19 protein-coding genes are annotated in these 24,400 nt (G+C 62.7%); 13 read left to right on the forward strand and 6 right to left on the reverse strand.

The features are described from left to right. The first annotated feature begins 771 nt into the window (after positions 1 to 771). The 5 genes from dnaA (at position 772) to gyrB (ending at position 7,708) form a co-directional block, all read left to right on the forward strand. Positions 772 to 2,202 (forward strand): chromosomal replication initiator protein DnaA, encoded by a 1,431-nt coding sequence (gene dnaA, locus RHPLAN_RS00005; protein WP_068012777.1) that lies wholly within the window; start codon positions 772 to 774, stop codon positions 2,200 to 2,202. Between the two features lie 177 nt (positions 2,203 to 2,379). Further along, the gene (dnaN, locus tag RHPLAN_RS00010; protein ID WP_068012779.1) at positions 2,380 to 3,498 is read left to right on the forward strand and encodes a DNA polymerase III subunit beta; all 1,119 of its coding nucleotides are present in this window, start codon (positions 2,380 to 2,382) and stop codon (positions 3,496 to 3,498) included. Positions 3,499 to 3,565: 67 nt separating this feature from the next. Further along, positions 3,566 to 4,705, forward strand: a complete 1,140-nt coding sequence (recF, locus tag RHPLAN_RS00015) for a DNA replication/repair protein RecF (RefSeq protein ID WP_068012781.1) — start codon at positions 3,566 to 3,568, stop codon at positions 4,703 to 4,705. A 123-nt stretch (positions 4,706 to 4,828) separates the two neighbouring features. Next, positions 4,829 to 5,125 (forward strand): hypothetical protein, encoded by a 297-nt coding sequence (locus RHPLAN_RS00020; protein WP_157099962.1) that lies wholly within the window; start codon positions 4,829 to 4,831, stop codon positions 5,123 to 5,125. A gap of 153 nt (positions 5,126 to 5,278) precedes the next feature. After that, positions 5,279 to 7,708 carry a DNA topoisomerase (ATP-hydrolyzing) subunit B gene (gene gyrB, locus RHPLAN_RS00025; protein ID WP_068012784.1) on the forward strand — a complete coding sequence of 810 codons (2,430 nt, stop codon included), beginning with the start codon at positions 5,279 to 5,281 and terminating at the stop codon, positions 7,706 to 7,708. A 361-nt stretch (positions 7,709 to 8,069) separates the two neighbouring features. Here gyrB and RHPLAN_RS00030 read toward each other — a convergent pair whose 3' ends face one another. Continuing rightward, positions 8,070 to 8,594 carry a nuclear transport factor 2 family protein gene (locus RHPLAN_RS00030; RefSeq protein WP_068012786.1) on the reverse strand — a complete coding sequence of 175 codons (525 nt, stop codon included), beginning with the start codon at positions 8,592 to 8,594 and terminating at the stop codon, positions 8,070 to 8,072. A 135-nt stretch (positions 8,595 to 8,729) separates the two neighbouring features. Between RHPLAN_RS00030 and RHPLAN_RS00035 the strand changes: the two genes are divergently transcribed. Beyond that, positions 8,730 to 10,037, forward strand: coding sequence for an MFS transporter (locus RHPLAN_RS00035; protein WP_157099963.1), 1,308 nt, complete (start codon positions 8,730 to 8,732; stop codon positions 10,035 to 10,037). Between the two features lie 4 nt (positions 10,038 to 10,041). Here the strand turns inward: RHPLAN_RS00035 and RHPLAN_RS00040 are convergent, their stop codons facing one another. Genes RHPLAN_RS00040 through RHPLAN_RS00050 form a run of 3 tightly spaced genes read right to left on the reverse strand, consistent with a single transcriptional unit; the run spans position 10,042 to position 14,986 of the window. Further along, positions 10,042 to 11,166: an ABC transporter permease gene (locus RHPLAN_RS00040; protein WP_068030262.1), complete on the reverse strand. Its 1,125-nt coding sequence runs from the start codon at positions 11,164 to 11,166 to the stop codon at positions 10,042 to 10,044. A 5-nt stretch (positions 11,167 to 11,171) separates the two neighbouring features. Beyond that, positions 11,172 to 13,898: a ribosome-associated ATPase/putative transporter RbbA gene (gene rbbA, locus RHPLAN_RS00045; RefSeq protein WP_068012788.1), complete on the reverse strand. Its 2,727-nt coding sequence runs from the start codon at positions 13,896 to 13,898 to the stop codon at positions 11,172 to 11,174. After that, positions 13,895 to 14,986: an HlyD family secretion protein gene (locus RHPLAN_RS00050; RefSeq protein WP_068012790.1), complete on the reverse strand. Its 1,092-nt coding sequence runs from the start codon at positions 14,984 to 14,986 to the stop codon at positions 13,895 to 13,897. The genes rbbA and RHPLAN_RS00050 overlap by 4 nt, the downstream gene beginning before the upstream one ends. 518 nt (positions 14,987 to 15,504) lie before the next feature. On the opposite strand from RHPLAN_RS00050, the gene RHPLAN_RS00055 reads away from it, so the two are divergent. From RHPLAN_RS00055 to RHPLAN_RS00085, 7 genes are all read left to right on the forward strand, one after another. After that, entirely contained in the window at positions 15,505 to 15,846 is a 342-nt protein-coding gene (locus RHPLAN_RS00055) for a protocatechuate 4,5-dioxygenase subunit alpha (RefSeq protein WP_068012792.1), read from the forward strand. Between the two features lie 2 nt (positions 15,847 to 15,848). Beyond that, positions 15,849 to 16,709, forward strand: a complete 861-nt coding sequence (locus RHPLAN_RS00060) for a class III extradiol dioxygenase family protein (protein ID WP_068012794.1) — start codon at positions 15,849 to 15,851, stop codon at positions 16,707 to 16,709. A gap of 243 nt (positions 16,710 to 16,952) precedes the next feature. Further along, positions 16,953 to 18,239, forward strand: coding sequence for an aromatic ring-hydroxylating dioxygenase subunit alpha (locus RHPLAN_RS00065; protein WP_068012796.1), 1,287 nt, complete (start codon positions 16,953 to 16,955; stop codon positions 18,237 to 18,239). Between the two features lie 33 nt (positions 18,240 to 18,272). Then, the gene (locus tag RHPLAN_RS00070) at positions 18,273 to 19,457 is read left to right on the forward strand and encodes a 3-hydroxybenzoate 6-monooxygenase (protein WP_068012797.1); all 1,185 of its coding nucleotides are present in this window, start codon (positions 18,273 to 18,275) and stop codon (positions 19,455 to 19,457) included. Positions 19,458 to 19,481: 24 nt separating this feature from the next. Next, positions 19,482 to 20,525: a cupin domain-containing protein gene (locus tag RHPLAN_RS00075; RefSeq protein ID WP_068012799.1), complete on the forward strand. Its 1,044-nt coding sequence runs from the start codon at positions 19,482 to 19,484 to the stop codon at positions 20,523 to 20,525. A 26-nt stretch (positions 20,526 to 20,551) separates the two neighbouring features. Then, a complete protein-coding gene (locus RHPLAN_RS00080; protein WP_084244063.1) occupies positions 20,552 to 21,451 on the forward strand; it encodes a VOC family protein in 900 nt (299 codons plus the stop codon). A 183-nt stretch (positions 21,452 to 21,634) separates the two neighbouring features. Next, positions 21,635 to 22,792: an alpha/beta fold hydrolase gene (locus tag RHPLAN_RS00085; RefSeq protein ID WP_157099964.1), complete on the forward strand. Its 1,158-nt coding sequence runs from the start codon at positions 21,635 to 21,637 to the stop codon at positions 22,790 to 22,792. Positions 22,793 to 22,965: 173 nt separating this feature from the next. Here RHPLAN_RS00085 and RHPLAN_RS00090 read toward each other — a convergent pair whose 3' ends face one another. Together RHPLAN_RS00090 and RHPLAN_RS00095 are read right to left on the reverse strand one after the other, a co-directional pair. Continuing rightward, the gene (locus RHPLAN_RS00090; RefSeq protein ID WP_237180011.1) at positions 22,966 to 23,862 is read right to left on the reverse strand and encodes a S1C family serine protease; all 897 of its coding nucleotides are present in this window, start codon (positions 23,860 to 23,862) and stop codon (positions 22,966 to 22,968) included. 199 nt (positions 23,863 to 24,061) lie between these two features. Further along, positions 24,062 to 24,397, reverse strand: a complete 336-nt coding sequence (locus RHPLAN_RS00095) for a phasin family protein (protein ID WP_068012802.1) — start codon at positions 24,395 to 24,397, stop codon at positions 24,062 to 24,064. Between the last annotated feature and the right edge of the window lie 3 nt (positions 24,398 to 24,400).

The following is a 24,400-nucleotide window of genomic DNA, read 5'->3' on the forward strand; positions in this document are numbered from 1 at the left end:
AATCGCCGCCACGTTGATGAACGACAACGTCATTCGCTAAGTGACATTTTTTGTTGCCGTTACGTGACACCTAATCCTGCGATTCTTCAAAGATTTGGGCCGCAATTTCTCGAATCGCAAAGTGTTGCATTTCGGCCTGATGACAGATGCTGTCTGATTTTTCGCTTCCATAATCGTTGCAGCCGAAAGTCATCGTGCTATTTTGAATTTGCTTCCGGGTTGCCCACGAACAAGTCGAACGAACCAAGCAAAGTCATCGCTGATCAGTGCGCGCCAGTCGCTTCTCTGGTGTTCCTGCATCGTCGCAAGAGTTTGCTGCGGTCTTCATTCGTCTTCGCTTCGTGAAACTACGCGGCAGGGGTTAAGCACCCGCGAGGCAGAGGGCTTTGTTTTTTAATCTCAAACAAGACGTTTCCATTGCGGAAATCCGTGATGGGGAGGGGCGAAGCATGGCCGGACGGCGGGCACTTACTCCTTGGACGAGCGTGACAAAGACGCCCATGACTGGGCGCTGTCCTTCGCGCGCGAACGGAGGGCCCATTTCGTCTTGCTTCAGACCGGACTCCTCCAGCGGTTGACGCCGTAAGCCTCAGCCGCGTCTTCCGTCTCTCCCGCGCTTTCCGCGAGGAGTGACCCTCCATCAACCGACCTCGTCAACGCGTTCAGTGATGTGCCGCGTCACGGCAGAGCCGTCTCCTGTTTGAGTGTGTTGGAGCCGTCGTCCGTTTCACCGAGTTATCGTCAACATTCAGAGCGAAAGAAAAAAAGCCAATGACCACCCCGGACCAGGAGCGCTGGCAGAAAGTCAAGGAGCGCCTTCGCGCCGAAGTCGGCGAGGACGTGTTTCAGAGCTGGTTCAAGAGCATGGAGCTCGATGGTCTCGACGGCATCGCTACGCGGCTGTCGGTGCCGACCCGCTTTCTGAAAAGCTGGATTCAGTCGCACTACATCGACCGCGTGCTGGCCTGCTGGCAGCAGGAAATGCCGGAGATTCAGAAGGTCGAGGTCACCGTTCGCAGCGCCGTGATCCGCACCGTGCCGCCGAAGGTCAAGGCGCCGGAGGTGTCGGACACCGTGCGCGACGGCCGCATGCAGCGGCTCGATATCGGCGATCTGCGCGCGGCCTACGCGCCGGTGTCGAGCGGCCATGATGCGCTCGGCGGCTCGCCGCTCGACCTGCGCCTGACGTTCGAGAGCTTCGTCGTCGGCCGCTCCAACACGCTGGCGCACGCCGCCGCGAAGCAGGTTGCGGTGGCGCGTCGCGGCGAACCGGTGATGTTCAATCCGCTCTACATCCATTCCGGCGTCGGCCTCGGCAAGACGCATCTGCTGCAGGCCATCACCTGGGCCGGCAACCAGGGCGCCGAGCGCAAGGTGCTCTATCTCACCGCCGAGAAATTCATGTACGGCTTCGTCTCGGCGCTGCGGACGCAAACAGCGCTCGCCTTCAAGGAAGCGCTGCGCGGCATCGACGTGCTGGTGATCGACGACCTGCAATTCCTGCAGGGCAAGGCGACCCAGGGCGAGTTCTGCCACACGCTGAACGCGTTGATCGATGCCGGTCGCCAGGTGGTGATCGCCGCCGACCGCGCGCCGACCGATCTCGAGAGCCTCGACGACCGCGTCCGCTCGCGGCTTGCGGGCGGTCTCGTGGTCGAGATGGGCGGGCTCGGCGAAGAGCTGCGGCTTGAGATTCTGAAGACTCGCGTCAGCGCCGCGCGTCAGTACCACCCGGCCTTCGACGTGCCGCCGCCGGTGCTGGCCTATATCGCCAAGTCCGTGACCCACAACGGCCGCGATCTCGAAGGCGCCGTCAACCGCCTGCTGGCCCACAACAAGCTGACCGGTCAGCCGGTCACCATGGAGATGGCCGAGCGCGAGGTGCGCGACCTGATCCGGCCGCAGGAGCCGAAGCGGGTCAAGATCGAGGACATCCAGCGCATCGTGGCGCGCCAGTACAACGTCAGCCGCGCCGACCTGCTGTCGTCGCGCCGGACCGCCAACGTGGTCCGGCCGCGCCAGGTGGCGATGTACCTGGCCAAGACCCTGACGCTCCGCTCGCTGCCGGAAATCGGCCGGCGCTTCGGCGGCCGCGACCACACCACAGTCCTCCATGCGGTCCGCAAGATCGAGGGGCTGGTGGGCAACGACGCCATGCTGGCCGACGAAATCGAGGTCCTGAAGCGGCAGCTTCAGGAGTAACCCTCCGGCCATAGCCTGCCGGACGTGGCAATGGGCCCTCCCCTTGTAGTCGTTGGGGAGGGCCTTTTTGCGCGCCATTTCAGGGGGTGAATCGCAGGGAAAACCCCCGGTTCCGGGACCACAAGCCTTGCGGAAACCGAGCATTCACGCCACTTTCGGGACCCACCGAGGCTTGTCATGAAGGTCACTGTCGAGCGTGCCGAACTCCTGAAGTCGCTGGGCCATGTGCATCGCGTGGTCGAACGGCGGAACACCATTCCCATTCTCGCGAACGTTCTGGTGCGCGCCGAGAAATCGGCGCTGAGCCTGAAAGCCACCGACCTCGATCTCGAGGTGATCGAGTCGATTGCGGCGGACGTGGCGCCAGCCGGCTCCACCACGGTGCCGGCGCACATGTTCTACGACATCGTGCGAAAGCTCCCCGAGGGCTCGCAGGTGGTGCTGGAATCGTCGACCGACCGTGCGGTGCTCGCGATCCGCGCCGGGCGCTCGCGCTTCACGCTGCAGACCTTGCCGGAGAGCGATTTCCCGGATCTCGCGGCCGGCGACATGACGCACAAGTTCACGCTGCCGGCGGCGGACTTGAAGCGCCTGATCGACAAGACGCAGTTTGCGATCTCGACCGAAGAGACCCGCTACTATCTCAACGGCATCTACTTGCACGTCGCGGGTTCGGGAAAATCCCAGACGCTGCGCGCGGTCGCGACCGACGGCCACAGGCTCGCGCAGACCGATCTGGAGTTGCCGGCGGGCGCGAGCGGCATGCCGGGCGTGATCGTGCCGCGCAAGACCGTCACCGAGGTGCAGCGGCTGATCGAGGACAACAATGCGGAGGTTTCGATCGAGCTGTCGTCGGCAAAAATCCGCTTCTCGATCGGCAACGTGGTGCTGACCTCGAAGCTGATCGACGGCACTTTCCCGGACTATCAGCGCGTCATCCCGAGCGGCAACGACAAAGAGCTCGTGATCGACAAGAAGGATTTCCAGGCCGCGGTCGACCGCGTCTCGACGGTGTCGAGCGAACGCGGCCGCGCCGTCAAGCTGTCGCTCAGCGGCGGCAAGCTGATCCTGTCGGTGACCAATCCGGACTCCGGCAGCGCCACCGAAGAGATCGAGGCCGAGTACGACGCCGATCCGCTCGATATCGGCTTCAACTCGCGCTATCTGCTCGACATCGCGTCGCAGCTCGACGGCGAAGTCGCAGTCCTCAAGCTCGCCGATCCCGGCTCGCCGACGCTGATCCAGGACAAGGACGCCAAGGGCGCGCTGTACGTGCTGATGCCGATGCGGGTGTGATTTCCCGCAGCTTATTCGGCTTCCGCCTGCCCTTGTGGGCTGACCAACTCATGGCTACCCCATAGCCATGCCCGACGCCGCCCGCATCAACCGCCTCGCGCTGACGAACTTTCGCAGCTATCGCGCAGCCTCTGTCGCGATCGAGCGGAACCTCGTGGTGCTGACCGGCCCGAACGGCGTCGGCAAGACCAACCTGATCGAAGCCGTCTCGTTTCTGGTGCCCGGACGCGGCCTCCGCCGTGCGACGCTCGACGAGATCGCGTTTGCCGAAGGCGACGGCTCCTGGGCGATCTCAGCCGAGATCGAAGGCATGCTTGGGCTCGCCACGCTTGGCACCGGCAATGAGCCATCGACCGGTGAAGACACGCCGCGCAGCCGTCTCACCCGCATCGACCGCGAGCCGGTCGGCTCGGCCGCGGCCTTCGCCGACCATCTGCGCGTGATCTGGCTCACGCCGGTCATGGACCAGTTGTTCATGGGGCCGGCATCAGAGCGGCGGCGTTTCCTGGACCGCCTGGTGCTCGCCGTCGATGCCGAGCACACCAGCCGCGTCTCGGCGCTGGAGCGAAGCCTGCGCTCGCGCAATCGCCTCCTGGAAGAAGCGCGGCCGGACGCGCATTGGCTCGACGCCATCGAGCACGAGACCGCAGAGCTCGCCGTGGCCGTCGCGGCAGGACGCTCTGAAACAGTGCAGCGCCTGCAAGGCGCATTGGCGCAGCGACGCGACGAGGTTTTCCCCTCGGCCGAAATCGCGCTCAGCGGCTGGATGGAGCAGGGACTGCTCGGCCACCCCGCCGTCGAGATCGAGGAGCGCTATCGCACGATCCTCAAAGACAACCGTCCGCGCGACGCTGCGGCGGGCCGCACGCTCGACGGCACGCACCTCACCGACCTCACCGTCGTCTACGCGCCGAAGGACATTCCAGCGGCGAATGCCTCGACCGGCGAGCAGAAGGCGCTGCTGATCGGCCTGGTGCTGGCGCACGCGGGACTGATCGCGGAGATGACCGGATTTGCGCCGGTGCTTCTGCTCGATGAGGTGGTCGCCCATCTCGATCCCGGCCGGCGCGCCGCGCTCTACGACGCGCTGGGCCGGCTTGGCGCCCAGGTCTTCATGACCGGCGCCGACCCCGCAGCCTTCGCCGATATCGCCGGGAAGGCCGATGTTTTCACCGTGGGCGGCGGACAGCTCCGTCGAGACAGGTGAATTGGTTCCATGCGGCAACGGCCTATCACCGGCATTGCCAGTGTTGGGTTCCCGGAACATCGCGGACGGCGTCCGAATTACCTCTCTGTCGAAACCAGATTTGGACGGCATGAGGAGCAAACCATGGCCGCCGCCGTCGAGCCTGCACGAGAACGAATTGCACGACGGTTGCAGGAGGCGGTCGACCGTCTGCGCCGCGACATGGACGAGGTCGAATTCTGGAGCGAGGTCCTGGGCTCCCTGACGCGCCCTGCGCCCGATTACAGCGACGGCACCGACCTCCTGAACCGATTCATCCTGCCTCCGCAAAGCGATGAGCGAGCCCCGCAGGCGGGCAGATTGGGCCCCCGGCATCGCTCCGAGAAAGCCGGCCATCAGTCGTCCGAGGGACCGCCGAAACGGCGCCATTCGAGCCACTGATTCGGTGCCGATTTTTGGACCCTTACCCCTTTAAAAATCGCCTTTGAATCAAGATATTAGATGGGTCCAATTAGCCCTGTACGGCACGTGCCTTTTCGTGCCAAATCTGGCTGATTCTCCAGCAGTTTTGGAAAGCGATTCGAGGCAGATTGCATGGCCGAGCCCGCCCGCAACATCCCGACCGACGACTATGGCGCAGACTCCATCAAGGTCCTCAAGGGCCTCGACGCAGTGCGCAAGCGGCCGGGCATGTACATCGGCGACACCGATGACGGCTCGGGCCTGCATCACATGGTCTACGAGGTCGTCGACAATGCGATCGACGAGGCATTGGCCGGCCACGCCACCGAGGTGCTGGTGCAGCTCAATCCCGACGGCTCGTGCACGGTGCGCGACAACGGCCGCGGCATCCCGACCGACATCCACAAGGAGGAAGGCATCTCGGCGGCCGAGGTCATCATGACCCAGCTCCATGCCGGCGGAAAATTCGACCAGAACTCCTACAAGGTTTCCGGCGGTCTGCACGGCGTCGGCGTCTCAGTCGTCAACGCGCTGTCGACATGGCTCCGGCTCACCATCTGGCGCGACGGCAAAGAACACTCCATGGAGTTCCGCGACGGCGACGCCGTGGCGCCGCTCAAACTGATTGGCGACGCGCCGGCGGACAAACGCGGCACTGAAGTGAGCTTCCTGCCCTCGCCGCAGACTTTCACCATGACGGAGTTTGATTTCGCCACGCTGGAGCACCGGCTGCGCGAACTCGCGTTCCTGAATTCCGGCGTCAACATCGTGCTGTCCGACATGCGCCACGCGGTCGAGAAGCGCGACCAGATGCGTTACGACGGCGGCGTCGAGGAATTCGTCAAATATCTCGATCGCAACAAGAACGCGTTGATCCCTGCGCCAATCACGCTGAAATCCGAGCGCGACGGCGTCACGGTCGAATGCGCGATGACGTGGAACGACAGCTACCACGAGACCGTGCTCTGCTTCACCAACAATATCCCGCAGCGCGATGGCGGCACGCACTTGGCGGGCTTCCGCGGCGCGCTGACGCGGCAGGTCACGAGTTTTGCCGAGAACATGGGCGGCGCCCGCAAGGAGAAGGTCGACCTGACCGGCGACGACTGCCGCGAGGGCCTCACCTGCGTGCTGTCCGTGAAGGTCGCCGATCCGAAGTTCTCGTCGCAGACGAAAGACAAGCTCGTCTCGTCGGAAGTGCGTCCCGCCGTCGAGGGCATCGTCAACGAACGGCTCTCCGCGTGGTTCGAGCAGCACCCGGCCGAGGCCAAGGCCATCATCGGCAAGGTGGTCGAAGCCGCCGCCGCCCGCGAGGCGGCGCGCAAGGCGCGCGAGCTGACGCGGCGCAAGGGCGCGCTCGATGTCAATTCGCTGCCCGGCAAGCTCGCCGACTGCCAGGAGCGCGATCCGTCGAAGTCAGAACTGTTCATCGTCGAGGGTGACTCGGCCGGCGGCTCCGCCAAGCAGGGCCGCAACCGCGAATTCCAGGCCGTGCTGCCGCTGCGCGGCAAGATCCTCAACGTGGAGCGCGCGCGCTTCGACAAGATGCTGTCGAGCCAGGAGATCGGCACGCTGATCACCGCGCTCGGCACCGGCATCGGCCGCGAGGAATTCGCGCCCGACAAGCTGCGCTATCACAAGATCATCATCATGACGGACGCCGACGTCGACGGCGCCCACATCCGCACGCTGCTGTTGACGTTCTTCTACCGGCAGATGCCGGAGCTGATCGACCGCGGCCATCTCTACATCGCGCAGCCGCCGCTCTACAAAGTCGCCCGCGGCAAGTCCGAGCAGTATCTCAAGGACGAGCGCGCGCTGGAGGACTTCCTGATCGCGTCGGGCCTGGATGAGGCGGTGTTCAAGACGTTCTCGGGCGAAGAGCGTGCCGGCCACGACCTGCACGACCTGGTCGAGCAGGGCCGCATCGTCCGCAACGTGCTGGCCGGCATTCACAGCCGTTACAACCGCAAGGTCGTCGAGCAGGCCGCGATCGCAGGCGTGCTCAACACCAAGGTGATCGGCGATCCGCAGGCGGCAAGCCAGGCCGCGAGCTACATCGCCAAGCGTCTCGACACGCTGTCCGAGGAAACCGAGCGCGGCTGGGAAGGCAAGTTCGTCGAGGGCGAAGGCTTCCTGTTCGAGCGCGTCGTGCGCGGCGTCAAGGACGTTGCGATCATCGATTACGCGCTCTTGAACTCCGCTGACGCCCGCAGGCTCGACGAATATGCCGCGGCGCTTCAGGCGGTCTATGTCCGCCAAGGTGTGCTCCGTCGCAAGGACGAGGAGACCCCGATCCACGGGCCGGTGAGCCTGTTCGAGGCCATCACCAGCACGGCGCGCAAGGGCCTCACGCTGCAGCGCTACAAAGGGCTGGGCGAGATGAACCCGGGTCAGCTCTGGGAGACCACGCTCGACAGCAACGCCCGCTCGCTCCTGCAGGTGAAGGTCAAGGAAATCGACGAGGCGAGCGACATCTTCGCCAAGCTGATGGGCGACGAGGTCGAACCGCGCCGCGACTTCATCCAGGAAAACGCGCTGGCCGCGAGCGTCGACGCATAACTCAAGACGTTCGTGTCGGGCAACGCATAAGGCCGCCTTTGGCGGCCTTAACTTTGTGTCAAAGAACCGAAAAGCCTGACTCTCCTTGTCGACCTTTTGCGCCTTGCGGGCCTGGCGGATAGAACTCGCGGATGTGCTAAGGGCAATCGACGGCGCCTATTCTGGCGGGTGCCTGCTGATTGACATGACGTGCGGCAATAGCGCCAGGAAGGCGCCAGTCAAGCACAACCGGACCTTCGCTTCGCTTCAAGCTGTCTGACGCATGTCACAGGACTGAGCGCCGCTGCAGCGCCGTCCGGTCTCACCTCGCGCGAGGTCGACGCGCTGATGGACTCTCCGCCGTATTTGGCGCCATCGTCATCTATGACGCCGCCGAGCTGCGATCCAGAGCCGGCTTTTCCGCGAACGCGGACCACGCCGTTTGAAGCATCACGGTGACGTCCGCTCGCGGCATTTGCGCTACGCTATTTATAATCGCGATCTTGTGGCCAAGCATTTGTTCAACGGCGCCGAATGAGTCCATGAACTCACGCAGCTCCACGATCTGCCGACCGCGAAATCGCAGGAAGTGAGCGATCATTGTTTGAATCGAGCGCCTTGTGCTTCGGTGGACCATGCGGGCAAAGATGATGACGGCGGCATCTTCGCCCTCGCAAACCATAAATACGGGCTCGTAGGTTACGAATTCAAATTCCGCATACCCGGCCTTCAGGACATTCTCCATCGCAGCCTTTCCGCGATGATGTCCGAGAAACGGAAAGGCATCTTGCGGCGAATAGCTGACAAACTCGATATCCTCGTCGAACGCCTCCAGCAGGAACTTAGTATTTCCGAATCTGAACGCGGCATAGAGAGAATTGAGTCGTTCTTTGAAAGCACTGCCCATGTCCTATAGTGTCGGAATGAAGCGTCGGTTCCTTGATTTAGCTCAAGGGCCGGGAGCGCAGAGCGGTACAGTTGACTAGAAGAGTGGGAATATCCGCTTACTCGGCGTCCAGCGACCCCCGGAAAGCCTAAGCAGATGTCTGGCGAAAGCGGCCCCGTCGCGCAGAAAAATGTCCTTACTGCGCCTGCCGCCCTGCCCTCGGAAGCGCGGCGGACAATCTACGTATATTTGGGCCTTCTGCTCATCCTGCTGGCCTTTGGCGCCCCGCATGGAGGACTCATCGATATCCCAGTCACCTTTATTCTCAAAAACAAGCTTCACATGGAGGCGCATGACCTCGCCAATTTTCGGCTGATCTCCGCTATCCCTCTCTACTTGTCTTTCGTTTTTGGATTTGTTCGCGATAGTTGGAGCCCGTTTGGGATGAAGGACCGCGGACACATGCTGGTGTTCGGAGCAACCACTGCTGGTCTCTATCTCTGTTTCGCATTCACGCGCGTCACGTACATCACGCTACTGTTAGCGACGGTGTTGTTGACGACCTCGTTCCTGTTTGTCGCGAGTGCACAAAACGGACTCGCCTCAACCATCGGCCAACAGCATGCCATGACCGGCCGCGTCAGCACGGTCTGGAACGTATTCGGATCGTTGCCTGGCGTCGCGGCCCTTCTCATCGGAGGCGCTCTCAGTGACGTTTTCGAGCAGGAAAGCGTCGATTACACCGTCCGCGCTCTCTTTCTTGGCGGGGCGCTCATCATGGGCGCGGTGACAACTTATGCGCTGTGGAAGCCATGGAGAGTGTTTGACAACATCTATAGCGAGACCGCGACGCGGCCCGTGGAAGACATCAAACGGCTCGCGAGGCACTGGCCGATCTATCCGGCTCTGTTGATTTGGCTGCTCTGGAATTTCGCGCCGGGCTCGGCTACGCCGCTTCAGTATCATCTGCAGAACAACTTGCACGCAACCGACACTGCGTGGGGGCAGTGGAATGCGATTTTTGCTGCTTCGTTTGTTCCGACGTTTTTGCTGTTCGGTTATCTCTGCCAGAGGACGCCGCTGCGGACGCTGCTGATTTGGGGCACCTTGGCCGCGATACCGCAGATGATTCCGCTGCTCTTCATCAACTCAGTGGCGGGCGCTCTGGTGGCTGCGGTGCCTATGGGGCTGATGGGAGGCGTCGCTACCGCGGCCTATTTGGATCTGATCATCCGGTCTTGCCCCAAGGGGCTGCAGGGTACGACACTTATGATGTCTAGCAGTATCCTGGTCGTCATCGCGCGATTTGGCGACGTGCTAGGCACGAACCTTTACGACCACTATGGGGGCTTCTCGATTTGCGTGATCGCGATCACGCTCGTCTACGCGCTCATTTTGCCGACGCTTCTGCTTGTGCCGAAACATCTGATCGCAACCGTAGACGGGCAATCCCCGGCGCCGTAGCCGATCAAGCTTGAATGCCGGCACGACGAAAGCGCCACAGCGCGGCGGCCAAGAACAGGCTCGCGATCACCGCTGTGGCTAAGAACTGCGGCCAGACCACGTTCAGTCCGGCGCCGCGATACAGGATCGCTTGTGCAAACGACACAAAGTGTGTCGACGGCGAAGCCTGCATGATCGCGCGCAGGAAGGGTGGCATGCTTTCAAGTGGAGTATTGCTGCCCGAGAGCATGTTCAGCGGGATCGCCACCAACATATAGAGCAAGCCGAGCTGCGGCATCGAGCGGGCGATAGTGGCGAGGAAGATGCCTACCGCGGTCGCAAAGAACAGATAGAGCACCACGCCGACCAGGAACAACGGGATGGAACCCGCGATCGGAACGCTGAGCAATCCTTGGACGACGAATATCAACGACAGCGCCACGGCGACCGTAATCACGAGCGCGTTCGACCAGATCTTCGACATCGCGATCTCTAGGGGCCTCAGCGGCATCACCAGGAGATGATCCATGGTGCCATGCTCGCGTTCGCGAATGATCGCGGCGCCGGCCAGTACGATCGAAAGCATTGTGACGTTGTTGACGATAGCCATCACACTGGTGAACCAGCGCGACGTCAGGTTTGGATTGAAGGCGACGCGGATCGCGAGATTGACCGGAGCCGCCGCGATAAGCTGCCGCCGCGCCAAGAACTCGTTGATCTCGGTACTGACGATCAGCTGCATGTAGCCGGCGCCGATGCCAGCCTGGATCATGGCTGTGGCGTCGACATTGACCTGAAGGCGCGGCTGCCGGCCGCCGAGCAGGTCCCGCTCGAAATTCGGCGGGATGTCGATCGTGAAGGTGAGCCGGCCATTGTTCATCAGCGGCTCAATATCGCGCTCCGCGATGGCGACGGGAGGGGTGAAGTATGGAGGCAGGAACGCGCTCGCGATCCGGCGCGACAGCTCGGAATTGTCCTCGTCCGCAATGCCGAGCGAGGCGTTGTGCAGCTCCTGGAAGTTGCTGAGCCCAATGCTGATGATTGACAGCGAGAATGCCCAGATCACCAGCGCAAGCAGCACGACGTCGCGGAAGAACGCGCGCAACTCCTTGGTACCAAGCCAGAAGATATTGGAGACGGTGCGTCGCATCAGCTTCACTTCTCCTGCTTACGCAAGAGCAAAAGGCTCGCGCCAGTCAGCACCGGGATGAAGACCGCGAGCGCAAGCACATTGCCACCGAGGTCGTACCAGCCGAGGCCTTTGGTGAAGGTGCCGACGCTGATCTTGAGGAAATAGGTCATCGGGAAGGAATGCCCGACGATCGCGCCAGTGCCGGTCAGGGACGACACCGGCGTCAGCATGCCCGAGAATTGCGTGGCCGGCACGACGGTGAGAATTGCCGTTCCGAAAAGCGCTGCGATCTGCGTGCTGGTGAAGGACGAGATCAGCACGCCATAGCCAGTGGTCGCCGTGACGTACAACAGCGTGCCGACCAAAAGCATCAGAAAGCTGCCTTTCAGCGGCACGTCGAATACCAAGATCGCCATCAGGAAGAGCACGGCAAAATTGACTAGCGCGATGGCGATGTAAGGCAATTGCTTGCCGATCAGGAATTCCAGCCGCGTCACCGGCGTGACGTAGAAATTGGTGATCGAGCCAAGCTCCTTCTCGCGCACGATGGCGAGCGCCATGAGGATCGCCGGAATCAAGACGAGCAGCATCGCGATGGTGCCCGGCACCATGCTGTAGACGCTGCGGAAGTCCTGATTGTACCGGAAGCGAGTCTCTATGACACTGGCGCCGACGTTCGCGGTCGGATTCGTTGTGAGTATGGGGTCAGTCAGATATTGCTGGTGGACGCCGAGCATATAACCGCGGATAGTTTCGGCACGAAACGGCATGGCGCCATCCACCCACACGCCGGCTTCTGCGGTGCGGCCGTGCTTGATGTCGCGGCCGAAGCCCGGAGGAATTTCGATGCTGGCTTTGATGTCGCCGCTGCGCAGCCTGCGGTCGAGGTCGGCGTAGTCCGTGACCGGCGACTTTTCGACGAAGTAACGGGAGCCGCGAAATTCGCCGAGATAGGCGCGGCTCTCGGGCGTTTGATCGCGATCGAGCGCCGCGAAGGACAAGTTGTCGACGTCGGTCGTAATGCCGAATCCAAAGATGAGCATGAGAAAGGCGGTGCCGAGCAGCGCAAACGACAGACGGATCGGATCGCGGATCAATTCCAACGCCTCGCGAACTGTGTAGGCGGACACGCGCCGCAGGCTGAACGCGCCGGGCGCATTGGTTGGTTGCTGAGACGGCATTTTTTCAGGGAATTCGCTGGCCTGCGAAATGGTGACGGATTTGGCGCCGCCGGCGGATTGTTCCAGGAAGCTGATGAAGGCGTCCTCAAGCGTCGCCGCGTTGCGCGTCTTGACCAGCGCCTGCGGTGTGTCGGTGGCGAGCACTCGGCCATTGCTCATCAATGAAATGCGGTCGCAGCGCTCCGCCTCGTTCATGAAGTGGGTCGAGACGAAGATCGTCACGTTCTGACGCCGCGACAGGTCGACCAACAATCCCCAGAACTGGTCGCGAGCCACAGGGTCCACGCCGGACGTCGGCTCGTCGAGGATCAGGATTTCCGGCTCGTGCACGATTGCCACAGCGAGCGAAAGTCGCTGCCGGATGCCGAGCGGCAGCGACGCGGTTAGTTCATCGAGAAAAGGTGTCAGCTTGAACTGTTCGATCAGGTTTGCGATGCGCTTGCGGGCCTGGTCTCTGGGTATCTGGAAGATGCGCGCATGCAGATCGAGGTTCTGCGTGACGGTGAGTTCGGTGTAGAGTGAGAACGATTGCGACATGTAGCCGACCCGATGCCGCGCCATCAGGTCGTTGCCGTCGAGCGGCGCGCCAAGCAGGAACGCCTCGCCTTCGGTGGCCGGCAGCAGGCCGGTCAGCATCTTCATCGTGGTGGTCTTGCCACAGCCGTTAGGGCCGAGAAATCCGAAGATCTCGCCGCGGGCGATTGAGAAGTTGACGTGATCAACCGCGGTGAAGTCGCCGAACCGGCAGGTAAGCTCGCGCGCCTCGATCACGGTTTTGCGCCCGTCCGCCGGCAATGGCGGGATATGGAATTGCGCGCGGCCATCGCGGAGCGCTTCAGGCAGCAGCGCCACGAATGCGGCCTCCACCGATGCGGTTCGCGTTTCCGCCTTTAGCTCGGCCGGCGTGCCCGCGGCTAGCACTCTACCGGCATTCATTGCGACCAAGCGGTCGAGCCGTTCGGCTTCTTCCATGTAACCGGTCGCGACAATCACGCTCATGCCGGCGCGGCGCGAGCGGATGCTGTCGATCAGCTCCCAGAATTGCCGGCGCGACAGCGGATCGACGCCGGTTGTGGGCTCATCAAGAATCAGAAGGTCCGGCTCGTGGATCAGCGCGCAACACAGCCCTAGTTTCTGCCGCATGCCGCCAGACAACTTACTCGCCAATCGATCCGGGAAGGGGGCGAGTCCGGTCCGCTGAAGAAGCTCATTGATCCGCCGGTCGCGCTCAGCGCGGTCCTGTCCGAACAGCCGCCCGAAGAACTCGATGTTCTCGCGCACCGTCAGGTCTGGGTAGAGATTCTTGCCGAGTCCCTGCGGCATATATGCGATGCGCGGGCAAACTCGCGTGCGATGCCGCGCATCCGCCATGTCGCCGTCGAGCACCTCGACCTGGCCGACCTGGATTTGGCGTGCGCCGGCAATAAGCGCGAGCAGTGACGACTTGCCGACCCCGTCGGGGCCGATCAGTCCGGTCATGTGCCCGCGTGGGATATCGAGGCTGACGTCATCGAGCGCCACGGTCCCTCGATAGCGCAGTGTCACTCCGCGAATGCGGGCGACAGTCATTGTCCCACGACCTGCGCCAACCTGGCCGGCCACTCCGCGTTCGGGTCGAGACGCACATAAGCCATGCCGGGCAGCCCGCTACGCACCGCGGCGGCATGCGCCCGCAACAGCTCAGGATCGACACGGACACGGACACGAAACATCAGGCGGTCGCGCTCGGTCTTGGTTTCCACCGTCTTCGGCGTGAACTGCGACTGCGTAGCAAGGAACGAGACCTTCGCCGGAATCGGCCGGTTCGGATAGGCGTCGAGCACGATGCGGCCCTCGGTGCCGACTTTGGCCTTGCCGGCGTCGAGCGTCGCCAAATAGACGTCCATGTAGACCGACATGATGTCGATCATCGTGAACACCTTGCCGCCGGCCGGCAGCACTTCGCCGAGATTGGCGATGCGGTACTGGATGCGGCCGTCGCGCGGCGCGACGAGCGTATTGTCCTTGATATTGACCTGGTAGAGCGCGGCCTCCTGGCTCGTGGCCTCCAGGGCGTGCTCGGTTTGCGCCACATGAGCAGTGGCGGCACGGACCGCGGCACTCGCGCCGTCGAGTTGCTGGCGCCGCTGATCGAGCAGCTCGCGCGTGGCGTTGCCCTGGCCGACAAGATAGCTGGTGCGGTCGAGCTGCTGCTGCGCCAGTGCAAGTTGGGTCTTCTGTTGCGCCAGGTTGGCGCGCGCCTCGTCGATGGCGTGCTGTGCTTGCTGCACCTGCGCCTCGGCGCGCCGCAACGACGCTTCCAGATCCTGGGTGTCCATGGTCGCGACGACCTGGCCGGCCTTCACGTCATCGCCTTCATTGACCAGGAGCGTTGCGACGCGGCCGGCGAATTTGGTGCTGATGTCGATCTCGTCGGCTTCGATCCGGCCGTTAGCCACGACAATGCCGGCCGGCAGCGCGTTGCGTGATTGCTGCCACCACATGTAACCGCCACCCGCCATCGCGCCTAAAGCAATCAGAAGGGCAAGAAAGGCAGCTCGTCTAGGTTTTCTGGTCCCGGGAATCCTCGGAGCAATATGCACTGGGAGCTGCGCGAGCGATGCGGCCGAAGCGTCTGCCTGCCGACGGTCGGACGAGGGCTTTACTGCCGGTTCCATTGTCCACGCTTGCTTCAAGACAACAATGTTTGTCGATGACAGGATTTAATGCCACGGGGCGTTTTCGACTTTGATTGAAATCAAAGGTCTTTGCTGGCCCTCGTTCAGAAAGCCGGCCAATTGCCGAGGGTTGGAGGAAGCAATACCTGTTGCTGTCAATCTGTCGGCCATTGTCGCAGCGGCAATTTTGACGTTTGCGTCGGCATCCGCTTCAGCGCAGCAGTCGGCAGAGCCGCGTGGTGAGGCGCTCGTCATTCGTCAATGCGCGATGTGCCACGCCATCGGGCGCAACACGACAAGTCCTAATCCGAGTGCGCGCCCGTTTCGGACTTTGAGCGCTGTCCTCGATCTCTTGAGGAACCCTTGAGCAAAGGCGCCTGAGCAACTGATTGCAACTACGGACGGAAACGCTCGTCAAGATGACGAGCGAAACTTGTCACTCTTCGGATGTGGCTTGACCTGGATCAAAGAAGGCTGACGCCGCTGTCCTAATATTCCAAACAAATAGGGAGGGCTGCATGAAACCCCACGGCATTCCGGGTACCATTCTGTTTGATGGCGACCAAGCACAGAAGGGGCTGGCGCTTAATCGAATGTGCTTTTCCTTCAACAGCGCCGCAAACCGCAACGCGTTCGTTGCAGACGAAGACGCCTATTGCGCGAAGTACGGTCTGAACCAAGAGCAGCGCGAGGCAGTGAAGAGCCGCAACGTGCTGAAGCTGCTCGCGGCGGGCGGCAACGTCTATTACCTTGCCAAGCTCGCCGGCATTTTCGGGCTCAATGTCCAGGACATCGGCGCACAGCAGACCGGCATGAGTATCGACGCCTTCAAGGCCAAGCTTGAAGCGGCAGGGAGATAATCATGGCGCACATCATCGGCGGCGTTGCCACCACGCATGTGCCCTCGATCGGCAAGGCGATAGCGGAGCATCGCGAGAACGAGCCGTACTGGCGGCCTTTCTTCGGCGGCTTCGACTTTGTTCACGGCTGGCTAAAACTGCACAGGCCCGACGTGGTCGTGGTGTTCTCCAACGACCATGGTCTCAACTTCTTCCTCGACAAGATGCCGACCTTCGCTGTTGGTGCCGCCGCGGAGTATCGTAACGAGGACGAAGGCTGGGGCATTCCGGTGTCGCACGCGCTCGCGGGCGATCCGGAGCTGTCTTGGCACCTCATCAACGGCCTTGTCGCCAACGAGTTCGATATCACCATGTGCCAGGACATGCTGGTCGACCACGCCATCACCATCCCGATGGCGCTGATGTGGCCGGGCGGAGAGGCACCCCCGGTCAAGATCGTGCCGGTGTCGATCAACACCGTGCAGCATCCGCTGCCGTCGGTGAAGCGCTGCCTCGAGCTCGGTCGTTCTGTCGGCCGCGCGGTCCGCTCCTATGCCAAAGACCTGCGTGTTCTGATGGTCGGCACCGGCGGGCTGTCGCATCAGCTCGACGGCGAGCGCGCGGGCTTCATTAACAAGGAATTCGACAAGCTCTGCATGGACAGCATCGTCAAAGATCCGGACACGCTGTCGGCCTATTCGATCCCACATCTGGTGAAGGAGGCCGGCGCCCAGGGCGTCGAGCTCTTGAACTGGGTGGCGATGCGCGGCGCGTTGACCGACGAGGTGGTCGAGGTGCATCGCAACTATCACATCCCGATCTCGAACACCGCGGCGGCCACCATGGTGCTGGAGAACCTGCCCGCGAAGTTGAAGGCGGCATAGTTCGCGCGACGGGCTGCGGTCCGCCGGCGGATCGGGGAAGATGCCGACGGATTGGGAAGCGCGCGGTGCCACAGCCGCGCGCTTTTTTTCTTTTGTGCGCGGGTCGCGGCATCCGGCATGCGCGATCGGCATGCGTGCAGCGCGCCGTGCACCCACCCTCGAATTGATCCAGATCAAAGGGCCCCTGCGGCTCCGGCGCAAAGTTCGTTACCACGGTAACTATCGTCGCGCTCCGGAGTAATCATGCTGAGGAAAGAACAGAACGACTTCGTCACCCGGACTGGACCCGGCACGCCAATGGGCCGGCTGTTCCGCAGCTACTGGACGCCGGTGTTGCTCGCTGAAGAACTGCCGGAGAACGACTGCCCGCCGGTCCGCGTCAAAGCTCTGTCCGAGCGCCTCATCGCGTTCCGCGACAGCATCGGCCGCTACGGACTGATCGACGAGTTCTGCGCCCATCGTGGCGCTTCGCTGTGGTTCGGGAGGAATGAGGAGTGCGGGCTGCGCTGCCCGTATCACGGCTGGAAGTTCGACGTGAACGGTCAGTGCCTCGAAGTACCGTCGGAGCCGACCGAGAGCGGGTACGCCAAGAAGATTCAGCTGAAGTCCTATCCACTAGTCGAGCGCGGCGGCGTGTTGTGGACCTACATGGGCCCGCCCGAGAAGCAACCGCCGTTGCCGGAGTGGGAATTCGCCATGGTGCCGGCTAAGCAGCGCTTTGTCTCCAAGCGCTTCCAGGAATGCAACTGGCTGCAGGCCATGGAGGGCGGAATCGACTCCAGCCACGTCTCGTTCCTGCATCGCGGCAACATCTCGACTGATCCGCTGTTCAAGGGCGCCAAGGGCAACCAGTACAATCTCAGCGATGCGCGGCCGGTTTTCGAGGTGGTCGAGAGCGCCGGCGGTCTCTTCATCGGCGCGAGGCGTAACGCCGAGAACGGCAACTACTACTGGCGCATTACCCAATATGTGCTGCCGTCCTTTACAATGATCGCGCCACGCGGCGGCCACACCGTGCACGGCCATTTCTGGATTCCGATCGACGACGAGAACTGCTGGGCCTGGAGCTACGACTATCACCCGACCCGCGAGATCACTCCAGCCGAGCGCCAGGCGATGTCGGAGGGCAAGGGCATCCACTGCAAGTACGTGCCCGGCAGTTTCCGCCCGCTCGCCAACAAGGACAACGACTACCTGATGGATCGCGAAGCGCAGAAGCGCGGCGACACTTACTCAGGCATCGAAGGCATCGCCATCCAGGACGGCTCGCTGCAGGAGAGCATGGGGCCGATAATCGACCGCACCAAGGAGAACTTGGTCTCGACCGACAACGGCATCATCATGGCGCGCCATCGCCTAATGCGTGCCGCGAAAGCGCTGGTCGAGAAGGACGTGCAGCCGCCCGGCGTCGAGCTTGCGCATCAGCGGGTGCGCTCGGCCGCGGTCATCCTGCCGCCCGACCAGCCGTTCAAGGATGCCGCGAAGGCCGAGCTCACGGTGCGGCCCGGCATGGCGCCGGCATCGGTGTGACGCGGAGCCATCAATTTCCACGGGAGGACAGCCATGAGAACCAAGCCGGCAGTGATCGTCGCAGGTGGAGGCATCGGCGGGCTGTCGGCGGCGCTGGGTCTCGCCAATCACGGTTGCGCCGTCACGGTGCTGGAGCAGGCCGAGCGGTTCGGCGAGATCGGCGCCGGCATCCAGATCGGCCCGAACGCGTTCCACGCGCTGGACTATCTCGGCGTCGGCGACGCCGGACGCGCCAAGGCGGTCTATGTCGACCGCCTGGTTATGATGGACGGCATGACCGGCGACATGATCGCGCACATCCCGGTCGACGAGCCGTTCCGCAAGCGCTTCGGCAATCCTTACGCGGTCATCCATCGCTCCGATCTGCACGGCGTGCTGCTCGATGCCTGCCGTGCGCATCCCGACATCAAGCTGATCAATCGCAAGCGCGTGATCGGCTACGTGCGCACCACGTCGGGCGTGAAGGTTCGCACCGAGGCCGGCGATCTGTTTGAAGGCCAAGCCCTGGTCGGCTGCGACGGCATCCGCTCCAAGATCCGCGAGCAAGTGACTGGCGGTGATCCGATCAAGCTGTCGGGCCATGTTGCCTATCGCGCCGTGCTGCCGATCGAAGAGATGCCGGAGGACCTGCGCTGGAACGCGGCGACGCTGTGGGCCGGACCGAAGTGCCACATGGTCCATTATCCGCTGCAGGGCTGGAAGACCTTTAACCTCGTCGCGACGTTCCAGACCGACGTGGAGCATGTCGGCAGCAACGAGCCGGGCAATCGCGAGGAGATCCTCTCGCGCTTCGGCCACATCGTCCATAAGGCGCGGAAGCTTCTGGAGGTGCCGCGCGAATGGCGGCGTTGGGTGCTGGGCGACCGCGAGCCGATCGAGAACTGGAGCGACGGCTGCGTCACGCTCTTGGGCGATGCTGCACATCCGACGCATCAGTATTTCGCGCAGGGCGCCTGTATGGCGATGGAAGACGCCGTCTGCCTCGCCGACCAAGTCAGCCGCTCGCAGGGCAATTTCGCCGGCGCATTCCAGGCCTACCAGGAGAACCGGATCATCCGCGCCTATCGTGTTGTGCTGTCGTCGCGGATGCTCGGCCGCGTCTATCACGCCGAAGGCGTCGAGCGGAAAATCCGCAATTCCGTGCTCGGAGCCAAGACGCCGACGGAATTCTACGACGGCCTGCAATGGCTTTACGGCGGCACCGGGCTCGCGGCCTGAGGACGCAACACTAGGGAGGCGATGATGGGCGCAACACTGACCACCAACGAACTGCCCGCCGCATACCGGCAAGGCCTCAAGGACAAGAATTTGGTCGCGCTGTGGCCGCTGATGCGTTCGGCGCTGCCCTATGGCAAGCCCGACCGCCGCAGCCAGCCCGTGGTCTGGCACTACCGCGACATCCGGCCGGACATGATCAAAGCCGCTGAGCTTGCGCCGATCGAGAAGGCCGAGCGCCGCGTGCTCGCGCTCGCCAATCCGGGCCTGGGCCTCGAGAACGTGCAAGCGACGCCGGCGATCTTCATCGGCCTGCAGCTCATCATGCCGGGCGAGACCGCACCGAACCATCGCCACAGCCCGAGCGCCGTGCGCATGGTGATCGAGGGCGAGGGCGGCTACACGGTGGTGCAGGGCGAGCGCTGCCCGATGGAAAAGGGCGACCTGATCCTGACGCCGTCCGGCCTCTGGCACGAGCACGGCCACAGCGGCACGGGCCCGGTGATCTGGCTCGACGCGCTCGATCTGCCGATCGTGCGGGCGCTCGAAGCAAGCTACGCGGTCGAAGGCGAGCCGCAGGTGGTGCGCAACGAGCCGGACTCCTCGCAGTCGCGCTACCGGCGCGCGGGCTTGGTGCCGTACCGCTCGCTCGATACGCGCCGGACGCGCTATCCGCTGCTTCGCTACCCCTGGAAAGAGGTGCGCGAGGCGATGCTCGCGCTGGCCGAGGTGACGCCGCAGCGTGAGCTCGTTCAGCTCGCCTACGTCAATCCCGAGACCGGCCGCGAATGCATGCCGGTGCTGGGCTTTTCGGCGATCATGTTGCGGCCGGGCGAGACCATCGCGCTGCCGCGGCGCTCGGCCTCGGCCGTGCTGCACGTGATCAGCGGCGACGGCGACGCCGAGGTCGACGGCACGACGCTGCCGTTCAGCGACAGCGACACGCTCGCGATCCCGACCCACGCCAAGGTGCTGCTCGCCAACCGCAGCACCAGGACGCCGGCCTTCCTGTTCCAGATCGACGACGCGCCGCTGCAAAGGAAATGCGGCATCTACGAAGTCTCCAACTAAACAAAACGATTTTTGGGAGAACGCACATGATCCAGGCCCGACGCATCGGCCATGCCACCTTTGAGACCCCCGATCTCGACCGCGCCGTCGACTACTACAAGGAGATCACCGGCCTGGTGCTGGCCGAGCGCGAGCCCGGCCGCGCATTCCTCGCCTCCAAGCTCGGCCAGCTCGTGGTGCAGCTCGAAGAGGGCTCCAACGCCCAGTGCACCGGACTGTCGTTCGAGGTGGCGCCCGACTCCGACTTCGACGCGATGCGCCGCTCGCTGACCGAGCAGGGGATCGCGAGCGAGCTCGCAAACGACTCCGTGCCCGGCATCGGCCGGGTGCTGAAGTTCAAGGACCCCAAGGGCACCAACATCGAGCTGTTCTCGGAATGGAATTATCTCGGCAAGCACCATCAGGTGATCGGGGTGGGGCCCTACAAGCTCGGCCATGTCGCCTTCATCGTCGATGACGCGAAGAAAACCACCGACTTCTACACGCAGGTGCTGGGCTTCCGCGTCTCCGACTGGGTCGAGGACTTCTTCTCGTTCCTGCGTTGCGGTCCAGACCACCACACCGTGAACTTTCTCACCGGCAAGAAGACGCAGATGCACCACATCGCCTTTGAGGTGAAGGACTTCGCCCACATCCAGAACGCCTGCGAGCTGTTCGGGCAGAAGGAGATCCCGATCATTTGGGGGCCGCTGCGCCACAGCGGTCCGGGGCACAACATCTCGACGTATCATCAGAATCCGGACAGCCACACGGTCGAGTTTTACACTGAGCTCGACCAGATGAAGGACGAGACGCTCGGCTACTTCGAGCCGCGGCCGTGGCACCACGACACGCCGCAGCGGCCGAAGGTCTGGCGGAAGGGCAACAGCCGCGGTGGCTGGGGACCGCCGCCGACCGAGGCGTATCTGCGAAGTTCCAGAACGTGACGTCGATGATAGCGTGACCGGCTCGCGCGCCAATTTCAGATATCAAACGTGATGGTTGGTCCAGATGACGTCACGCGGAGGCGATGCGAAGACCCTGTTGATGGCATCTGGATCTGATGTGCGCTTCCTAGCAGCATTGATCTGAATCAAAATGCGCGCCTCTGCTTGCGTTCAAATTGTTATATGGACGATTTTCGCGAGATGTTCGCAGGCAAACAGCGGCGCGTTCAATCGACGAACAGTCGTTGGCTGCTGCCGTGGATTTGGCCGCTGATCGCGGGGGCTTCAATCAGCAGGACCGCGGCCGCAGGATTCGACACACTCGCCAAAAACTTGGCGACCGACGGCCAAGGGGCGCCGCAATCGAGTTCGGATTTTGATTGGGCTACAAGCCATCGATTGACGCTTGATTTGGCGTCCATGCGGTTGCGTGATTTTTCGCTGTCCCAAACCGGCCCGACGACCATCATCTGCGCGCCATTTGCGCTCCATGGCGCCACCGTTGCCGATTTTGCTCCGGGTCACAGCCTTGTGGAGCGTTTGCGTCGCGAAGGCATTCAGCGCCTTTTCGTAACGGACTGGCGCTCTGCCACTGCGGTCATGAAGGACTTCTCGATCGACACTTACCTCGCAGATCTCAACGTCGCAGTCGACGACTGCGGCGCGCCTGTAAACCTCGTCGGACTCTGCCAGGGCGGGTGGCTGGCCTTGGCTTACGCCGCGCGATTTCCCTGGAAGGTGGGGAAGCTGGTGCTGGCAGGTTCGCCGATTGATATCGCGGCCGGTTCTTCGCCTTTGTCGGAATTGGCCGCGACCACCCCGCTCTCGACCTTCCAGCAGTTGGTTGAGCTCGGCGAGGGGCGGATGCTCGGCCGTCATCTTTTGGCGGTTTGGGGTGCGTGGCTCGCGGGCCAGACGGACGCGAGCCATGTTCTGCAGAGCCCAGCCGAAGGCGTTTCAGACGAGCTCCAGCAGCGCTTCCAGCGTTGGTGCATGTCCGCGGTCGATCTGCCCGGTGCGTATTATCTCCAGGTCGTCCAGCGGGTGTTCAAGGAGAATCAGATCGCCCGCGGCCAATTCGTGGCGCTGGGGCGGCAGATCAGCCTCGCTGATATCCGGGTGCCGCTCGCACTTCTTGCGGCGACCTTCGACGAAATCGTCAATGAGCAGCAGATGTTCGCAGTCGCGCGCCTGGTCGGCACGGCCGCCGCAGACCTCATCGAGTTGAAAGAGCCTTGCGGACATTTGAGCCTCTTCATTGGCGCAAAGACCCTGGATCGGGCGTGGCCGCGGATCGCACGGTGGTTGAACCATGACAGCACATTGGCGCTGGCTTCATAGAGGATGACATGGATAGTCCGGAAAAGCCTCCGCTGTGCCCCAACTGCAAGGCGCCGATGCATCGGATTCGTGCGAATCCGCGTATGGGCGTCCTGGCCGAGCGGACCTATGAATGCCGGATTTGCAAGATCACCGTCGTCGAGCCCTTGCAGCCGCCCGTCCAAGAATAACTGTCAGGATTTCTGATCGATATCGATGATCGCCACGGTGACCTCGATCACCTTGTCACTCCGTTTGACCTTGAGCGTAACTTCGCCACCCACCCCGATGCGTTCCAGCTCGTCGGTGAGATCGAAGACGCTCCGAACCAGCCGGCCATTTGCGCCGATGATGATGTCGCCGGGTTTGCCGCTGGCATCCATTGGGCGAAGCTGAGCCTGCTCGGCAGGGGATCGTGCGTTGACACGAGCGATGATCACGCCCTCGATGCCCGCATCGATGGCGATGGCTTCCTTGGCCGGTACGATACCGATACCGGGTGTTGCGATCCGGCCGTCGCGGATCAGGAGCGGTACGATCCGTTTGACAACGTCAACCGGGATGGCGAAGCCGAACGAGGAACCGGTATCATTGACAGAGTAGGCGATGGTGTTGACGCCGATCAGACGTCCCGATGAATCGAGCAGCGGGCCTCCGGAATTGCCTGGATGAACCGCCGCATCGGTCTGGATGATGTTGGAGATCGACCGTCCTTCACCGGTCGGGAGCTGCCGCTTCAGCGAGCTGATGACACCCGCTGTCAACGACTGCTCCAGTCCGAAGGGACTGCCGATGGCGAATGCGGACTGGCCGACCTGGAGTTCGGTCGACGAGCCGATGGCAATCGGCGTTGGTTGCGCGGGCGGCGTTTTGACGCGCAAGACCGCGAGGTCATAGTGCCGGGCGGAGCCGACGATGTGGGCATCGAGCTGTTGGCCGTTTGCCAGCCAGACAATCACCGCGTCCGCTTTGTCGAGCACGTGGGCATTGGTAACGACATGGCCCTCTGCATCCCAGAAGAAACCGGACCCCATCTTGATCTGGGATTCGGCCGAGGCCTTGCCGTTGACGATCGTGGTGATCTGCACCACGGACGGCGATACGCGCGCGAATAATGCCACGATCGCCTGGTCGATCTGGCGCAGAATGTCGTTGGTCGCCTGTGACGAAGGCTGCGGCGGCTGCTCCTGGGCCTGGACCGGCAGAACCGCGGCCACGGCAATGAGCCCCGTCAAAAGCGCTGCGCGAACGAGACGGGGCGCCATCATCAGTCTCCGCTCCGTTCTACTGTCAGCTTGACGCAGATGGGGTGAAGCCGTTGGAAAACGATTTCGTCGCCGCCGTCATGCACCGCTGACAATCGTCGAGCAGACGCCTGCTTTCTTCCGACGCCAGAGCGAGCCGCTTTGCTGCGCATTCCTGGTAAGCGGTGACGAAATCGGGCAACGTGTGCGCCGACGCAAGATGGCTCATCAGCTCTGCGGTCACATTCAGTTGCGCCTGGGCCGCATCGACCCAATGCTGGCCGACGGCGTTCAACTCCCGGAACAATGCGCTTTGGCCTGCCAGAATATTGCCAAAACCATTCTGCGCATGCTCGCCGGCGGAAGTATCGGACTTGGCCATGAT

The organism is Rhodoplanes sp. Z2-YC6860 (assembly GCF_001579845.1).
Classification (GTDB): Bacteria; Pseudomonadota; Alphaproteobacteria; order Rhizobiales; family Xanthobacteraceae; genus Z2-YC6860.

Bases quoted from the DNA above. Each gene is read 5' to 3' on its own strand.
- dnaA (WP_068012777.1), top strand. From the start codon at position 772: ATGACCACCCCGGACCAGGAGCGCTGGCAGAAAGTCAAGGAGCGCCTT.
- dnaN (WP_068012779.1), top strand. From the start codon at position 2,380: ATGAAGGTCACTGTCGAGCGTGCCGAACTCCTGAAGTCGCTGGGCCAT.
- recF (WP_068012781.1), top strand. From the start codon at position 3,566: ATGCCCGACGCCGCCCGCATCAACCGCCTCGCGCTGACGAACTTTCGC.
- RHPLAN_RS00020 (WP_157099962.1), top strand. From the start codon at position 4,829: ATGGCCGCCGCCGTCGAGCCTGCACGAGAACGAATTGCACGACGGTTG.
- gyrB (WP_068012784.1), top strand. From the start codon at position 5,279: ATGGCCGAGCCCGCCCGCAACATCCCGACCGACGACTATGGCGCAGAC.
- RHPLAN_RS00030 (WP_068012786.1), bottom strand. From the start codon at position 8,594: ATGGGCAGTGCTTTCAAAGAACGACTCAATTCTCTCTATGCCGCGTTC.
- RHPLAN_RS00035 (WP_157099963.1), top strand. From the start codon at position 8,730: ATGTCTGGCGAAAGCGGCCCCGTCGCGCAGAAAAATGTCCTTACTGCG.
- RHPLAN_RS00040 (WP_068030262.1), bottom strand. From the start codon at position 11,166: ATGCGACGCACCGTCTCCAATATCTTCTGGCTTGGTACCAAGGAGTTG.
- rbbA (WP_068012788.1), bottom strand. From the start codon at position 13,898: ATGACTGTCGCCCGCATTCGCGGAGTGACACTGCGCTATCGAGGGACC.
- RHPLAN_RS00050 (WP_068012790.1), bottom strand. From the start codon at position 14,986: ATGGAACCGGCAGTAAAGCCCTCGTCCGACCGTCGGCAGGCAGACGCT.
- RHPLAN_RS00055 (WP_068012792.1), top strand. From the start codon at position 15,505: ATGAAACCCCACGGCATTCCGGGTACCATTCTGTTTGATGGCGACCAA.
- RHPLAN_RS00060 (WP_068012794.1), top strand. From the start codon at position 15,849: ATGGCGCACATCATCGGCGGCGTTGCCACCACGCATGTGCCCTCGATC.
- RHPLAN_RS00065 (WP_068012796.1), top strand. From the start codon at position 16,953: ATGCTGAGGAAAGAACAGAACGACTTCGTCACCCGGACTGGACCCGGC.
- RHPLAN_RS00070 (WP_068012797.1), top strand. From the start codon at position 18,273: ATGAGAACCAAGCCGGCAGTGATCGTCGCAGGTGGAGGCATCGGCGGG.
- RHPLAN_RS00075 (WP_068012799.1), top strand. From the start codon at position 19,482: ATGGGCGCAACACTGACCACCAACGAACTGCCCGCCGCATACCGGCAA.
- RHPLAN_RS00080 (WP_084244063.1), top strand. From the start codon at position 20,552: ATGATCCAGGCCCGACGCATCGGCCATGCCACCTTTGAGACCCCCGAT.
- RHPLAN_RS00085 (WP_157099964.1), top strand. From the start codon at position 21,635: ATGGACGATTTTCGCGAGATGTTCGCAGGCAAACAGCGGCGCGTTCAA.
- RHPLAN_RS00095 (WP_068012802.1), bottom strand. From the start codon at position 24,397: ATGGCCAAGTCCGATACTTCCGCCGGCGAGCATGCGCAGAATGGTTTT.